This window comes from Novosphingobium sp. 9 (assembly GCF_025340265.1).
Taxonomy (GTDB): domain Bacteria; phylum Pseudomonadota; class Alphaproteobacteria; order Sphingomonadales; family Sphingomonadaceae; genus Novosphingobium.
Map to the genome: position 1 here is coordinate 1,450,456 of NZ_CP022707.1, position 15,525 is coordinate 1,465,980.

Below are 15,525 nucleotides of genomic sequence, written 5' to 3' on the forward strand. Positions count from 1 at the left end.
GCTGCTGACATGGTCTGGAGATATGCCCTCGCTCTGGTCGCCCTGTCGGCGATCGGCGTAAATCCTGCAAGCGCAAGGGAACGCTTCGACATCGCGATCACGGTGGATGATCTTCCTGCGCATGGCCCTTTGCCGGCTGGCCAGACGCGGGCGAAGATCGCTCGGGCCTATCTGGACGCGCTTGAACGGCACCATGTTCCGGAAGCCTTCGGTTTCGTGAATGCGCAGAAGCTGGCGGACGACAGGGATGCGCAGGCGGTGCTCACGTTGTGGCGCAAGGCGGGCTATCCGCTCGGCAATCACAGTTTCAGCCATATGAACCTGGGACGCGCCGCGTCGTTGCAGGCTTGGGAGGAGGATGTCATCGCGGGCGAACCCGCCGTCGCGGCCGCGATGCCGGGGGCGGACTGGCACTGGTTCCGCTATCCCAATCTCTCGACCGGAAAGGACGCTGCGCAGCACGCGGCATCCCTCTCGTTCCTGACGGGGCGGGGCTATCATATCGCTGAAGTCAGCGTCGCCTTCAGCGACTGGGCCTATACCGATGCCTATGTCCGCTGCCGGGCCAGAGGGGATGATGCCACGATTGCCCGAATGAAGGTGCAGTACCTGCAAGGCGTGGACGACGGTATCGCGTGGATGAAAGCGACGTCGCACCGCGTCTACGGGCGTATGGTGCCGCAAGTTCTGCTGACGCATATCGGTGCGTGGTCGGCCCTGATGCTGCCGCAGGTCCTGGCGCGTCTGGATGCAGCGGGCGCCCATTATGTGACGCTCGCAGGCGCCGAGCATGACCCGGCCTATGCGAGGGCCGCAGCCTATCCGGGCGGGGGCGGGATTATGGAGCGCACTGCGCGTGCTGAGGGAATCGACCTATCCGGCGTGCCTTCGCCCAAGCCCATCGAAAGTCTGGCAGAGGTGTGCAAATGATCTGGGCGTCTGCCTGAAGGACCGGAAGCTGCATCGGTTTTTGCAGCGGGTAGATGCGCCGAATGAGGGGATATGCTGTCCGGGGCAGGGCGTGTCAGACAGGGTATGGGCGAACCTGTGAAATGGAATTTTTACATAGCAATATCATATAGATGATAAGCCTATCGACTTAGGCTACCGAAAGCCCCTTGCGGCGCGCTGCTACCGAAACCCGGTCGCGCCCGGCGGCCTTGGCGCGGTAGAGCGCGGCATCGGCGGTCTGGAGCAGGCGGTCGGCGGGGCAGTGCAGCGGCGTGCTCGCAACGCCTGCCGATACCGTGACCGGCCCGATGGCGTTGCCCCCGACTTCGAAGTGCAGTTCGGCGATGCGGGCGCGGATTTCCTCGGCGCGAGCGGCGGCCTGATCGGCGTCGAGGCCGGGTAGCAGCAGCAGGAACTCCTCGCCGCCGTGGCGGAAGGCAAGCCCGTCCTCGCGCGTGGCGTGGGTGAGCACGGCGCTGATCTCGCGCAGCACGCGGTCGCCGGTCTCGTGGCCATGCGTATCGTTGATGCGCTTGAAGTGATCGACGTCCACCATCACGCAGGACAGTGGCTGCCCGAGCTTCTCAGCCTCGACCGCGCGCACTTCGAGCACTTCGTCAAGGCGGCGGCGATTGGCGAGGCCGGTGAGCGGATCGGCCATCGCCATGGCGCGCAAGGTATCGCGCAGGCGCAGGTTCCCCAGCGCAAGGCCGATTGTTTCGGCCAGCATGCGAAGGTAGGTTTCCGCCGTGATCGCGCCGATCTCGGTGCCGTCGCGCGGTTCGAAATAGAGCAGGCCCAGCACTTCGCGGTGCGCGGTCAGCGGCAGGCAGAGCGTGTCCGGAACTGCAGCGTCACCGATCTGGATATGGCCGCAGGGCACGTCGATCTGTGCGCCTGCAGGGCGATGCGGCAGGCCGCGCCGTAGCGCCCAGCAGGCGAGCGGTGCGAATTCGGTGCGCGAGCGCTGCGGCTCCAGCCATGCGCAGCCTTCGGTGACGACCCCGCGCGCCTCGTCGAGAAGGTAGAGGGCACCTGCGAGGCCGGGGGCGATCTCGGGAACGAAGCGGCGCACCACTTCCTTGAGATCGGGCAAGGTGTCGCAGCCCTGCATGCGCTGGGTCATCCGGGCCAGGAGATCGCGGATGGCACGGTCGTTTTCGCGTTCAATTTCAAGTTTCTGCCGTTCGAGACCATTCTCGCGGAAGATGCGGATAGCCTGCGCCATGTCGCCGATCTCGTCGATCTGACCGAGCGCCGGCGGTTCGACTGCATAGTCCTGCGCCGCCAGTCGGTTAACGACATCGGAGAGCTTCACCACCGGGTGCAGCACGCGGCGCTTGAAGACGAAATACAGGACGCAAAGGAACAGCAGTCCGGTCAGCACCAGTACCGCTTCGGAAACGGATTTCCATTTCCGTGCAACGTCTTGCGCTGCGACAACCTGCGTTTCGGTACGCTGGTCCAGACGGGACTGAAACGCCCCCAGAAGGGACTGAACGCGGTCCAGCTCGCGCTCGTACTCCGCACCGAACAGCATCCGGCGGGCATCGACCTGATTGCCCTTGTCGTGCAGGGCAATCGCCTCGGCCTGCTCGTCGTGCAGGGCATCGGCGAAGTGCATGGCGTCCTTGAGCGCGGCGAGTTCATCGGGGCGGGCCCCGGCATCGCCGATATGCCGGATGCGCACTTCGACCGGGCCAAGCGCTGCCAGTTCGCTGCCATAAAGCACGCGATACGTAGGATCGCCGGAATCGAGATACTGGCGCGCGCGGTCGGTCAGCCCGAACACTTCCTCGTCCAGCTTTTCGGTCGCCTCGTCGAGGGCCTGGCGCTGCTCAACGGCAACGCGTTCGCGCTCCTGCGCGCCGGAGGCCAGCAGCATCGTGGTGCCGGACACGAAGGTGAACAGCACGGTGGCCCCATAGGCCCAGTTGGTGATCGTCGCGAGGCGCATGGCCTGTATCTAGCGGGCAATGGCAAGCGATCCGTTAATATCCGTTCCGGGTAGATCGCGCGAAATGGATATTCCTGTCTGTGCCGATGCTGACTATCCCAGAGCCTCGCCCTCGATGGTGATGCGGTGCATCTCGCGGCGGTGCCCGGCATAGTCGTTGTAGGCATAGTGCCAGGTCGCGCGGTTGTCCCAGAACGCGATCGAGCCGTCGCGCCAGTGGAAGTCCTCGATGAAGTCCTCGCTGGTCACATGTTCGTAGACTTCGGCGAGCAGTTCCTTCGAGCGTTCGGCGTCGATCCCCTGAATGTGCAGGGTGAAGCCGGGGTTGACGTAGATCGCCTTCTTGCCGCTGAGCGGGTGCGTCAGGATGACGGGATGGACCACATCGTCGAGCACGTCGGCGGCGGCGGAATTGCCGATCCGTTCGCCGCGCGTGTCCTGCCCCGACTCTGCGGGGTAGGCCTTGCTGCCGAAGACGTGGCGGGCCGAATGCACGGCGTTGCGGCCTTCGAGTTGATCGCGCAGGCGCTGCGGCAGTCCGTCATAGGCCTTGTACATCGAGGCGAAGGCGGTGGCGCCGCCTGTGGGCGGCAGTTCGCGCGCGACGAGGATCGAGCCGAGCGCAGGCTCTGCGTCATAGGAATGATCGGTGTGCCAGCCGCCGCCGATATTGTCGCGGTGGTGCTTCTCCTTCACCACCATGGCGATCTCCGGATAGGCGGCATGGGGCGTGAAGAAGCGGTTGATGTTGATCTGCCCCCAGCGGCGCGCGAAGGCGATGTGGTCCTGCTCGGAGATCGACTGGTCGCGAAAGAAGATCACGCCATGTTCGGCAAAGGCGCTGCGGATTTCGGCGAACTGGGCTTCGTTGAGGGGCTGCGAGAGGTCTACGCCGAGCACTTCGGCACCGACGCGGCCATGGGACTGGATGGTCAGGGACATTGAGGCAAGCTCCATGTTGATGGTGTTCTGGTGAGGCGGAAAAGAACCGGAGCGCCGGTCATGGGGACACCGACGCTCCGGCGAGGTGCCCCCCAGGGTTCAAGGGGCCTCAGGACTCGCAGAAGATGGCTTTGGCTTCAGATCATTCCGCCGCTTCGTAGGCCGCACGCTCCTTGCGCACGGTGCGGCTGCGCTGACCGTCGATGCCGACCGGAACGTCGCCCTTCACCGTGGCACGGCGCAGGGTGCGGCGCTGGAGGCCGAAGTCGGCGACCGCGCGGTGCTGCGTGGCTCGGTTGTCCCAGAAGGCGACGTCGCCGGGGCGCCACTGCCAGCGCACGGTGTTCTCGGGCCTTGTGATGTGGTCCTGCAGCACTCCGAACAGCCGCGCGGAATCGGCTGCATTGAGCCCCACGAAGCGCTTGGCGAAATGGCCGAGCAGCAGGCTGCGCTGGCCCGAAACCGGGTGAACGCGGACCACCGGATGCTCGGTTTCGTAGATCGTCGAGGCGAAGACCTGTTTCTGGTATTTCTCGCGCTCGGCCAGCGCCGCATCGTCCTTGCCGTCGACCCCGGCGGTGAGGAAGGCCGCATAATCGTAATCGTTGGTGTGGACTGCCCGCAAGGTGTTCACCAGCTGGCGGAGCGGTTCGGGCAATTCGTCATAGGCCGTCTCGCCATTGGCCCACAGCGTATCGCCGCCCGCTTCGGGAATGGTGATGCCGCGCAGGATCGAGAGCTTCGGGTACGCGTCGGTGAAGGTCACGTCGGTGTGCCAGCTCGATGCCGCGTAGCCTTCGCGGCTGTCGAGATCGAGAAGGTATTTCGAGCCTTCGGCGACGGGCACTGTCGGGTGCGCCACCGGATCGCCGAACAGCGCGGCGAGCGCCTCGTGCTCGGCATTGTCGAGGTGCTGCTGATCGCGGAAGAAGATCACCTTGTGGCGCACAAGCGCTTCCTCGATCGCCTGGACGGTGGGGGCATCGAGCGAACCTGACAGGTCGATCCCGCGGATCTCGGCGCCGATGCGTCCGGCCACGGGGCGGATGTCGAGCGGCGAAGTCGGGTCCTTGGCGTTCGGATAAGTCGCAACGAAATCGGTCATGAAACTCTCCTGGTCTTGTCTCTTCAGGGTGCACGCCGCCGGGCCGCATCGGGCCTTGTGGGATGGGCGGGTGCAGGCAGATATGTTCGAGAGGATTGCCGGGCTTCGGGTGGAAGGTCCGGCGCCGGACGCAAGGTCCGGGTTTCGTGCCCGATCAGGGCGTCAGGGAAAGTTTGCGCATCGCATCACCTCTTGCCGTTCGAGAGGGACCGCGAGGCTTGGCGTCGTCGCCTCAGCATCGCGCGCTTTAGCCGTTGGTATCGCGGAGCAAGCTGCTGTCCGATCAAAAGCCGCGGATCGGGATTACTGCTGAAACCGGCCCGATCACTCCGATTTCTGAAACTCAAGTTACTAGGTTGAGTATAATGTGCAAGCCTGCTTTTTTCGCTTCGTCGCAGGAAAAAGCAGGCCTGCCGCTGTCAGGAATGGCGGATTTCAGCCACTCTATTTCGGCCGAAAAGTATCAGTATCGGTCGGGATACCATTTCTTGACGTCCTCGGAGAAACTGCCGAGCGGATAGGGAATCATCTGGGCGTTCCATTTGTCCCACAAGGCCTTGAGTTCCTTCACCTTGTCCTTGTTCACGTCGAAGAAGTCGGCACGTTCGCGCTCGTCTTGCACGACATTGAACAGGTGTTCCTTGTCGCCCAGCTTCAGGTACTTCCAGTCTCCCTGACGCACGGCGGCCTGATCGTTCGCCTTGTAGCGCCAGTAGATCGTGCGCGCGACCGGTGCAGCCTTGCCGGTGAGTTGCGGCGAAAGGTCGAGCCCGTCGAACGTGCCGTCCGCCGATTTGCCGGTGGCGAGCGCGAAGAGGGTGGGCAGCCAGTCCATGCCGACGATCGGCTGGTCGATGTTGGAGCCTGCCGCGATCCTGCCCGGCGCGCGGACAAGGCCGGGCACGCGGATACCGCCTTCGAGCAGTTCGCCCTTCTGGCCGACGAAGGGCCAGGTCTCGGAAAAGCGCTCGCCGCCGTTGTCGCTGGTGAAGACGACGATGGCATCCTCGCGCCCGGCATGCTTGAGCGCGGCAAGGACCTTGCCGACGTTCTCGTCCATGATCTGGGTCATCTCGGCATATTTGGCGAGATTGCCGCCCGAGGTGTCGCGGCTGTCCTTCAGGGTCTTGGCGATGGCCTCGTCCTCGCGGCCTTCCCAGGGCCAGTGCGGCGCGTTGAAATGCAGGCTGAGGAACAGCGGCTTGTCGCCTGCTGCCTCGATTTCCTTCACGGCCTGTGCGCCGAACAGATCGGTGAGATAGCCGGTCGCCTCCAGCGGCTTGTCGCCCTGCGCGAGGCCGATGCCCACGGGCTTTCCGTCATGCACGGTGTGATGGATGAAGTAGTCCGCTGCGCCTTCGACGATCCCGTAGAAGCTGTCGTAGCCGTGTTCGAGCGGACCGTTGAGCGGCGGTGTGCCGAGGTGCCACTTGCCGACCAGCGCGGTGCGGTAGCCCGCCTTGCGGAACAGGCCGGGCAGGGTGGGGCGGTCGGCAGGCAGGCCAAGCCCCGGCGGCAGTTCGGCGAGCGGTTCGTCCAGACCCACCCGGAAGCGGCCCTGATAGCACCCGGTGATGATCGCGGTGCGGCTGGCCGAACAGACCGGGCTGCTCGAATAGGACTGGTGCAGCACGGTTCCGCCCGTGCCGATGCTGTCGATCGCGGGTGTGCGGATATGGTGCGATCCGGTGATCGACAGGTCGGCATAGCCCATGTCGTCGGCCATGATGAAGATCACGTCGGGGTAAGGGCGGGTTCCGGTCGCGGCGCGGGCGGCGCCGGCGGGCGCGGCGATCGCCACGGCACCTGCCGCAGCACCGGCCAGCAGCGAGCGGCGGTCGAGGGAAGACTTGTCGATCATAGGGGGGATGGACCTCTCTTGGGGGATTATGTCGTGGGCGCAGAAACGGAAGCACCCGATTCGCGCGCGGTGAGGCTATCGCGGATTTCGGCGTGGCGCTTCTCATCGAGCGGGAAACCGTGGATGATGCTCGCAGAAATGATATGCCCGATCACCGGGCCGAGCGCGAAGACGTACTTCAGGTGCTCCAGAACTTCGGGCGGATTGACCTCGCGCGGGTCGAAGCCCAGCCAGCCGATCAGCGGCAGCGCGATGCCCACGGCGACGGCGAGCGCGGCCTTGTCCGACAGCGAGAACACCGAATAGAACAGCCCGGTCCGCTCGTGCCCGGTCTTGAGGCGGTGCGAATCCGCAACGTCCGCGACGATCGCGCGCAGCATCAGGTTGCCCGATCCTTGCGCAAGGCCCTGCGAGACGGTGAGCAGCAACAGCAGCGGCCAGGCGCCCGGCGTCACCAGCAGGAGCGCGAAGTTGATCGCCACCTGCGTCAGCTCCCCGGCAACGGCGGCGCGGCCCTTGCCGATGCGGCGGCCGATGGCGAGCCAGATCGGACAGGCGATGATGCCGAAGACGTACTGCAGCAGGAAGAGGGCGGGCGCCCACGCCGGGCTGCCCATGTAGTGCGCGACGAAGAACACGAACAGCGCGGTGCGCGTCCCTTGCGCCAGCCGGATGCCGAAGTTCGAGGCGAGCACGCGGATCAGCAGCTTTTCGCCCAGTACCAGCGAGGTCGTGCGCCAGAACCCGGTGCGCTCGCCTCGCGGCGGTGCGGTGCTGGCCGGTTCGGGCAGCGCGCGCAGGGAGAAGGGCAGCGCGACCGCCAGCAGCACGAAGACCATGATCCCCATCGAGGCGAGCTGATAGCGCGGCTCGTGCGCGAAGCGCTGTGCCAGCAGGCTGGGCACTACCAGCGCCAGCAGCAGCGCGACCGACATCAGCCCCTGCCCATAGCTGGCGACGCGGGTGCGCTCGTGATAGGCGGCGGACAGCTCGCCGCTCCACGCCGAATAGGGTGTCGCCATCATCGAGTAGCCGAGATAGAGCGTGAACAGCGCGGCGCTGAACTCCAGCGGGCCGAACCATGCAGGCGGCAGGAACACGCCTACCGCGCCGAAGGCGAAGATCCACGCACCCGCGAAGATCCACGGGCGCCGTCTGCCGAAACGGCTGCGGGTGCGGTCGGACAGGATGCCGATGCCGGGGTCGATCACCGCATCCCACAGCCGCGCGAACAGGAAGATCAGGCCCACCGTCCCCAGCGAGAGCCCGAAGGCGCCCGCGTAGAGCGGCGGCACGTATGTGCTCAGCGGCACTTCCACGGCAGCGAGCGGCATCCACAGCGTGGAGAAGGCCAGCAGGCGGCGGGTCGGCAGGGGTTGCGCGGATGGGTCGGCTCTGGTCTGCCTGATCTGTAGGCCGTCCTGCACCAGATCGTCGTTGGCTGGTGCAGCGGCATCGAAGGATGCGGTGATCGAGTTCATCGTCGGTCTCCTGCGAGGGGGCGGCGGGTCAGAAGCGGTGGCTGAAGGTCACGCCGTACGTGCGCGGATTGCCGAGCACTTCGGTGACGGGCGCGGCGGCGCTGGCCGAGCCATAGGACACCGCGTAATGCGTATTGGTGAGGTTGCGTGCCCAGGCCTGCAGGCTCCACGAACCGTCGGGCGCCTTCACGCCGATCCCGGCGTCGAGCACGGCGTAATTGTCCTGCCAGCCGTAGATCGAGCGGGGATTGATCATCGCCGTGCGGCTGCGCCAACTGGTGTTGGCATAGGCCGTCAGCGAGAGATGGTCGCTCAGCGGCTGGTCGAGATCGAGCCCGCCCTGAACCGTCCACTTCGGCGCGCCGATCACCTGATAGCCGGTGAGGCTGAGCGTCGCGCTCGATCCGCCGAGCGCCGCCTGATACTCCAGCGGCGCCGGGGCATCGTCGTACGAGAGGTACTTGGCATCGTTGTACGAGGTGTTGAGGTTGATCGAGAGCACCGGGATCGGTCGCGCGCTCGCCTCGAACTCGAACCCGCGCATCCGCACCTTGCCGACGTTCGCAAGGTACGTGCCGAACGAGGGGTTCGAGGTGTCGATGCGGTTGCTCTGATAGTCGGTGATGGTGTCGTTGTAGAAGTTGAGGTTGGCGGTGACGCGCCCGTTGGCCCAGGTGGTCTTGATGCCGCCTTCGAAGTCGGTCGATTTTTCGGGCTTGGTCAGGATCACGTTGGCCTGCGCATACGTGGCTGATGTGTTCGCTGCGCCCGACTTTTCGCCATGGCTGGCCGAGGCGTAGAGCAACACGTTCTCGTTCACCTGCCAGGCCGGGTTCACCAGCCACGAGAACGAGCCGCGGTCGCTTTCCGCAGAAAGGTCGTAGGCGCCTGCCTGCGCTGCCGTGGTCCCGCCCAGCGAGGCGAGGAAGGCGTTGCGACTGGTCAGGCTCGCGCCCGAAACGTCGGCTCCGGCGGCCTGATAGCCCGCCACGTTCACGCTCTTCTTCTCGTAGCTGTAGCGCAGGCCGCCGGTCAGCGAGAGTTTTGAGGTAACGTGCCAGGTCAGCTGGCCGAACCCGGCGATGGAATCGATGTGCAGATGCCCGTCGCGGTCGTATTCCACGTCGTTCAGGATCGCGCTGTCGGTCCCGCTTCCAAGGAAGAACGTGCTGGCATCCGAGCCGTAGATCGTGCGCAGGTTGCTCCGCAGATCCTCGTGCAGATAGTAGGTCCCCACCTGCCAGTCGATCGCGTGAGTGCCGTTCGAGGCGAGCCGGAATTCCTGCGAATACTGGTTCACGTCCACGTCGTAGCCGCCGCGATAGATGTCGTAGGGGCTGTTGTCGCTGTCGTTGTAGGGGCGGAAATAGAGCCGCCGCCAGGCGCTGACCGAGGTCAGCTTCACGCCGCCCAGATCCCAGTTCACTTCGTTGGACAGGCCATCGACCTTGGAAACGAGCCGCCCCTGATTGTCGAGATTGGCGTTGTTGGGCGCATCGAAGCTGGGGGTATAGCCGAAGCGGCTCTCCAGCTTGTTGGTCCAGCTGGCCGTACGCTGCGAGAGGACCGAACCGTCGAGATTGAGGTTCTGGTTCACGTCGGCGACAACGGGTAGTAGTTGTTGTACTCCCGGCTCTCGTAATGCTCGGCGATCAGGCGCGAGGAGAGGTTGGGCGTCGGGGTGAACAGCAGTTGCCCGCGCAGCGACCAGCGGTTGTTGTCGAGGTATTTGTTGCCGTCGTAGGCATTCCTGATCCAGCCGCCGCCCTGACTGGTTGCGAAGGTCAGGCGATAGGCCAGCTTGTCGTCGATGATCGGACCGGTGGCGTTCACGCGAAGCTGTTTCGCGCCATAGTTGCCATACGTGCCGGTGAGCGTCAGCGAGGGATCGAAGCTGGGCTTCTGCGTCTGGACGATCACCGCGCCGATGGTGGTGTTCTTGCCCAGCAGCGTCCCTTGCGGGCCACGCACCACCTGAATGCTTTCGAGGTCGACGAAGTCCAGCCAACTGAAGCCGACATGGGTGAAGAACACGCCATCGACGATCAGGCCGACGCCGCCTTCCGCGCCGTCGTTGCTGGCGTTGCCGCCAAGGCCGCGGATCGACAGCGCCGAGACGCGGGTGTTCTGTTGCAGCGCGTTGAAGTTGGGAATGCGGATCGCATAGTCGGATACGCGATCGAGGCGCTTGGCGGCGAGTTCGGCACCGCTGACGGCGGAGATCGCCAGCGGTACGCTTTGCAGGCTTTCGTCGCGATGGCGCGCGGTGACGACAATGGCGGGGCCGGAGGCACCGTCCGCGCCCTCTGCGCTGTCGGTGGCCGGTGCCGCAGCTACGGCGACCTCCTTGTCATCGGCAGCGAAGGCCGGGGCGGTAAGCGCGGTGGAAAGCAGAAGGGCACAGAGGGCGCTGGCCCTGCGGCGCGTCGAGGCGGTAAGCATGGAATTTCCTGAACCTTATGAAGGGGCCGGAGGCGCTGTGTTGCTGGTTTGAAGGCGCATCGCGGCAGGTCCGGGCAGGCGTGTGCCGGGCGCGCAACGATAGGCGCGGCGGCGAACAGTCAGGCCGGACGGAGGATTTTATAGGGCGTGCAAGGCACGCTCGCGCAGCATCGATGCCTGCATGGCAAGCAGCAGAAGGCCGACGAGGAGCGCGCGTCATCGCGCCGGTTGTTTGGCGGGCGCGGCGGCCCTTAAATGTGCGTGGTCTGGTCGTGCATCGTCGTATCACCCCGTTGAGAGGGAACACGACGCCTGGCGTGGTCGCCCTGGCATCGCGCGCTTTAGCCGTTGGTATCGCGGAGCAAGCTGCTTCCCGGTCAAAAGCCGCGGGCCGGGTCTGGATATCCCGACAGGATGTGTCGGGGCGCGAGGGAGGGGCCGGCCACCCGCTCGCTTCAATCTCTACCTACGTGGTCGAGTTTTGGTGTCAATTGGAATTTCGACGCACCGTTCGTCGCAGATCACGCATCGCGGGGATGGGCGGCGCGGTCCGATGCCGCGAAAACCCCGCATATCTGCGCGGCGGCGGACCGGCGCAGCTATGCGGGGTATGGGCGAAACGCGCTCGCCAAAGGAAATGTTGGGCGTGTGAAAGCGGCGTTACCAGCCGCCCGCCACGACCCGTACGATCGTCCCGTGGGCGGTCGAGGCCATGACGAAGCTGCTGCCTGCGAAATACCAGCCGTAGCCCATCGGTGCGGGAGCAAGGCCATAAGCGGCGGGCTCGACCACCACGTAGCTGCGCATCGGCATCGGCAGCACCACGCCGACGGCAAAGGCGCGCCCTGCGTAGCCGACCGGGACCGGGTAATAGCCGTAGCCCGGCGCGTAGTAGTATCCGGGGCGCGGGCCGTAGAAGGCGGCAAAAGCCGGGGTGCCGCGCCACCAGCCAGGATGGCCGCGATCGACTACAACTACGCCCCGAGGCACTCTGCCATGCGGATAGCCACCGTGGGCATAGCCACCGTGGGGATAGCCGCCATGAGGCTGGCCATGGCCATCGCCCGGTGGTGTGCCGTGGCCCTGATCATAGCCGCCGCCATGGCCGTCATCATGGTGGTGCGGATCGGACTGGGCCAAAACGGGCGTTGTCAGCAGGCCGATGGCCAGCGCGGCGCAGGTGGCCCTGGTGAAACGGAAGGAACTAAATCGAGGCATGGGGGAACTCCTTGAGGGCGCCCCTTGTGCCGTGCCGTTGCAACCGGCGTTCTTGTCCGATGTGTCGAATTGTAAATGCGAAAACCGCTTGCGGCTTTTCGACACGGCGTTTGCATCGGGCCGATCTCGGGCTATCGCAAAGGCCCATGACATTCGACCAGATCGCCATCGTGCTGCTGCTCTCGGCCATGTTCATCGCCTTTGCGCTGGACAGGTTCCCGGTCGAGCATGTCGCCGTCGCCGGGTTGACCGGCGCGCTCGTGCTGGGGCTCGTGCCGTTTCACGATGCCTTTGCAGGCTTTGCCAACCCGGCGGTCGTCACGGTGGTCGAGGTGCTGCTGTTCGTCTCGGTGCTCGCCCGCAGTCACGCGGTGGAGCGATTGGCGGAATGGACCGTCTCGCGCTTCGGCAGCGAGCGCGGTGTCCTTGCGGTGATCTGCGGACTGGGCGCTTTCGTGTCTATCTTCATGAACAACATCGGCGCGCTGGCCCTGGTGTTCCCGGTGGCGCTTTCGGTCTGCGCGCGGATGCAGATCCCGGTGGCGCGAGTGCTGATGCCTTTGTCCTTCGCGACGCTGCTGGGGGGATGGGATCGCTGACGGGTACGCCTGCGAACCTCATCGTCAACGACTGGATGGTGCGCGAAACCGGCGGTGGCATGGGCTACTTCACCATCGGTTATGTCGGCATTCCGGTGACGATCATCGGCGTTGCCTGGCTGGTGCTGATCGGGCCGCATTCGTTCCGCCGTCTGCGCCGTGTGCCCAGCACGGTGACGCCGACCCCCTCCCGTTTCCTGTTCGAGATGCGCGTGCGCCCCGGCGCACTGGAAGGCCTGACCCTGCCCGAGGCAGAGCGGCGCCATGACCTGACGATCTACGATGTACTGCGCGACGGCGCGCATGTCTTTGCGCGGCGCGAGGCGATTACCGTTGCTGCCGGTGACATGCTGCTGGTCGAAGGCGGGATGGAGACGGTCGAGGTGCTGCAGGATCGCGGGCTGGTCGACGCCGGGCTGGGCACGGGCAAGCCGGGGGGCGAGGACCGGCTGGAAGCGGTGGTCATGCCCGATTCGATGCTGATGGGCTCGCGGCTCGGCGCGCTCGATCTGCTGAGCGATCACGACGTGTCGGTCGTGGCGCTGGCCAGTCGCCGCCATCGGGTGGAGGGAAGCTTTGGCGATCTCCAGATCGGCCTGGGTGACGTCATCGTGCTGACCGGTGAGCGGACCTCGCTTGAAGAGGCCGCTGCGGAAGCCGGGTTGCTGCCGCTTTCGGCGCGCCCCGCCAAGCGGATGCAGCCCGACGCCTATCGCAGCGCAGTGATCTTCGCGATCGGTGTCGCGACCACCGCGCTGGGCTGGCTGCCGCCCGAGATCGCCTTTGGCGGCGTGGTGGTGGCAATGGCGCTGCTGGGCTCGTTGCGGTTGCGCCATGCCATGCAGGACGTGAACTGGACGATCGTGATCCTGCTGGCCTGCATGATCCCGCTGGGGCAGGCCGTGCAGGATACAGGCGCCGCGCACGTGATCGCCAATGCCCTGATCGATGCCATGCCGGTGGGCGGTCCGCTGACGGTAACGGCGGTGATCCTGCTGATGGCGGCGACGCTGACGACATTCGTAGATAATGTATCGACGGCTGCGGTGCTCAGCCCGGTCGCGTCGGGGCTGGCGACACGGGCCGGATTGCCGGTCGAACCGCTGCTGATCGCGGTCGCCATCGGCACCTCGCTCGATTTCCTGACGCCGTTCGGGCACCATAACAACACGGTGGTGATGGGGGCGGCAGGCTATCGCTTCCGCGACTTTCCCAAGCTGGGACTGCCGCTGATCTTCCTGTGCCTGTTGACTGCGCTGCTGGTCGAACGGGTACTGTTCTTCTGACGGATTGGCTTTTTACGCGAATTCGTATATCCTACCCGCATAATAGGGAAATGGCATGATTTCGAACAAGGCCCGTTACGCCTTCCGCGCTCTTCTGGCGCTGGCCTGCGCACCCGAGGGTGAGGCAACGGCGAGTGCGGACATCGCTGCGCGCTATGCGATCCCGCACAAGTTCCTCGAACAGATCCTGATCGACCTCAAGAAAGCCGGTGTCCTCGACAGCAAGCGCGGAAAATACGGCGGCTATGTCATGCTGCGCCCTGCGGATACCGTGACTTTCGGGGAAATCCTGCGCCTTTTCGAAGGGCCGCTGGCGCCGCTGTCCTGCCTGTCGCGCCAGTCCTATCGCCGGTGCGACGATTGTCCTAGCGAGGCGCAGTGCGCGCTGCGGCGGGAGTTCGGCGCCGCTTACGATGCCTATCGGAGCGTGCTCGATTCGCGCACGCTGGCGGATGCGTTGCGGGGTGGCGCGAGCGAGGACGATTTCGCAAACGGCGAAGAAAGTGACGGATTCGTGCGCAGAATGGCCTGAAACAAGGCCCTTGCTATTCCCTATCAACTCGATAGAGTTTATCGAGTTTAGAGATAGGGGAGTATGCCATGTCGAAGTCCGCCAAGGCGCAGGGTAAATCCCGTGCCGGTTTTCGCTTTGCTCGCGTCGTTGCGCTGGCCGGGCTGCTTGCGGGCACATCGCTGTTGAGTGCATGCGGTTCCGGCCACGATGCCAAGGGCGGCGGATCGGCCTCGATCGAACTGCTGAACGTCTCCTACGATCCGACGCGCGAGTTGTACCGCGATCTCAACGATGCCTTTGCCGATCAGTGGAAGGCGCAGCACGGCGGGCAGACCCTGAAGATCAACATGAGCCATGGCGGCTCGGGCAAGCAGTCGCGCGCGGTGATCGACGGGCTGGGGGCCGATGTGGTCACGCTGGCGCTGGCCTACGATATCGACGCGATCGCCCAGAAGACCAAGCTGCTGGACCCCAAGTGGGAAAGCAAGCTGCCCGACAACAGCGCGCCGTACACCTCGACCATCGTGTTCCTGGTGCGCAAGGGCAATCCCAAGAACATCCATGACTGGGCGGACCTGACGAAGCCCGGTGTCGAGGTGATCACGCCCAACCCGAAGACCAGCGGCGGCGCCCGCTGGAACTTCCTTGCCGCCTGGGCCTATGGCCGCAAGGCAGGGGGCTCGGATGCCGCGGCGCAGGCCTATGTGACCGATCTGTTCCGCCATGTGCCGGTGCTCGATTCCGGCGCGCGCGGCGCGACGACGACCTTCGTCGAGCGCGGCATGGGCGATGTCCTGCTGGCCTGGGAGAACGAGGCGTTCCTCTCGCAGAAGGAGCTGGGCGCGGGCAAGTTCGACATCGTCGTACCCTCGATCTCGATCCTGGCAGAACCGCCGGTCGCGGTGGTGGACGGCAATGCCAGGAAGCACGGCACGACGGCCGTCGCCGATGCCTATCTCAAGTTCCTCTACACGCCCGCCGCACAGGAAATCATCGCGCGCCATTATTACCGTCCGCGCGATCCGCAGGTGGCGGCGAAATACGCCTCGACCTTCCCCAAGCTCGATCTGGTGACGATCAAGGACTTCGGCGGCTGGCAGGCTGCGCAGACCAAGTTCTTCGCGGACGGCGGGGTGTTCGACAAGATCTTTGCGCAGGCCAAGCAATAA

12 protein-coding genes and 1 pseudogene are annotated in these 15,525 nt (G+C 65.1%); 5 read left to right on the forward strand and 8 right to left on the reverse strand.

The window, feature by feature from the left end; all coding sequences use genetic code 11:
* Positions 1-9: 9 nt before the first annotated feature.
* Positions 10-930: a polysaccharide deacetylase family protein gene (locus CI805_RS07330; RefSeq protein WP_260927618.1), complete on the forward strand. Its 921-nt coding sequence runs from the start codon at positions 10-12 to the stop codon at positions 928-930.
* Between the two features lie 169 nt (positions 931-1,099).
* Here CI805_RS07330 and CI805_RS07335 read toward each other — a convergent pair whose 3' ends face one another.
* The 8 genes from CI805_RS07335 to CI805_RS07370 form a co-directional block, all read right to left on the reverse strand.
* Positions 1,100-2,908: a diguanylate cyclase gene (locus tag CI805_RS07335; protein ID WP_260927619.1), complete on the reverse strand. Its 1,809-nt coding sequence runs from the start codon at positions 2,906-2,908 to the stop codon at positions 1,100-1,102.
* A gap of 93 nt (positions 2,909-3,001) precedes the next feature.
* Positions 3,002-3,850 (reverse strand): TauD/TfdA dioxygenase family protein, encoded by an 849-nt coding sequence (locus CI805_RS07340; protein ID WP_260927621.1) that lies wholly within the window; start codon positions 3,848-3,850, stop codon positions 3,002-3,004.
* Between the two features lie 142 nt (positions 3,851-3,992).
* Positions 3,993-4,955 carry a TauD/TfdA dioxygenase family protein gene (locus tag CI805_RS07345; RefSeq protein ID WP_260927623.1) on the reverse strand — a complete coding sequence of 321 codons (963 nt, stop codon included), beginning with the start codon at positions 4,953-4,955 and terminating at the stop codon, positions 3,993-3,995.
* A 463-nt stretch (positions 4,956-5,418) separates the two neighbouring features.
* Entirely contained in the window at positions 5,419-6,816 is a 1,398-nt protein-coding gene (locus CI805_RS07350; protein ID WP_260927625.1) for a sulfatase, read from the reverse strand.
* 26 nt (positions 6,817-6,842) lie between these two features.
* Positions 6,843-8,297, reverse strand: coding sequence for an MFS transporter (locus tag CI805_RS07355; protein WP_260927627.1), 1,455 nt, complete (start codon positions 8,295-8,297; stop codon positions 6,843-6,845).
* A 28-nt stretch (positions 8,298-8,325) separates the two neighbouring features.
* Positions 8,326-9,894, reverse strand: a complete 1,569-nt coding sequence (locus tag CI805_RS07360) for a TonB-dependent receptor (RefSeq protein WP_260927629.1) — start codon at positions 9,892-9,894, stop codon at positions 8,326-8,328.
* Positions 9,891-10,739, reverse strand: coding sequence for a TonB-dependent receptor (locus CI805_RS07365; protein WP_260927630.1), 849 nt, complete (start codon positions 10,737-10,739; stop codon positions 9,891-9,893). Before CI805_RS07365 ends, CI805_RS07360 begins: the two co-directional genes overlap by 4 nt.
* A gap of 660 nt (positions 10,740-11,399) precedes the next feature.
* Positions 11,400-11,957 (reverse strand): RcnB family protein, encoded by a 558-nt coding sequence (locus CI805_RS07370; RefSeq protein WP_260927632.1) that lies wholly within the window; start codon positions 11,955-11,957, stop codon positions 11,400-11,402.
* A 188-nt stretch (positions 11,958-12,145) separates the two neighbouring features.
* On the opposite strand from CI805_RS07370, the pseudogene CI805_RS21080 reads away from it, so the two are divergent.
* The 4 genes and pseudogenes from CI805_RS21080 to CI805_RS07385 form a co-directional block, all read left to right on the forward strand.
* Positions 12,146-12,780: pseudogene (locus tag CI805_RS21080) on the forward strand (SLC13 family permease); the annotation flags it as partial.
* Between the two features lie 657 nt (positions 12,781-13,437).
* Positions 13,438-13,842: an SLC13 family permease gene (locus CI805_RS21085; protein ID WP_409934945.1), complete on the forward strand. Its 405-nt coding sequence runs from the start codon at positions 13,438-13,440 to the stop codon at positions 13,840-13,842.
* A gap of 55 nt (positions 13,843-13,897) precedes the next feature.
* Positions 13,898-14,374: an RrF2 family transcriptional regulator gene (locus CI805_RS07380; RefSeq protein ID WP_260927634.1), complete on the forward strand. Its 477-nt coding sequence runs from the start codon at positions 13,898-13,900 to the stop codon at positions 14,372-14,374.
* A 68-nt stretch (positions 14,375-14,442) separates the two neighbouring features.
* Positions 14,443-15,525 (forward strand): sulfate ABC transporter substrate-binding protein, encoded by a 1,083-nt coding sequence (locus CI805_RS07385; protein ID WP_260927636.1) that lies wholly within the window; start codon positions 14,443-14,445, stop codon positions 15,523-15,525.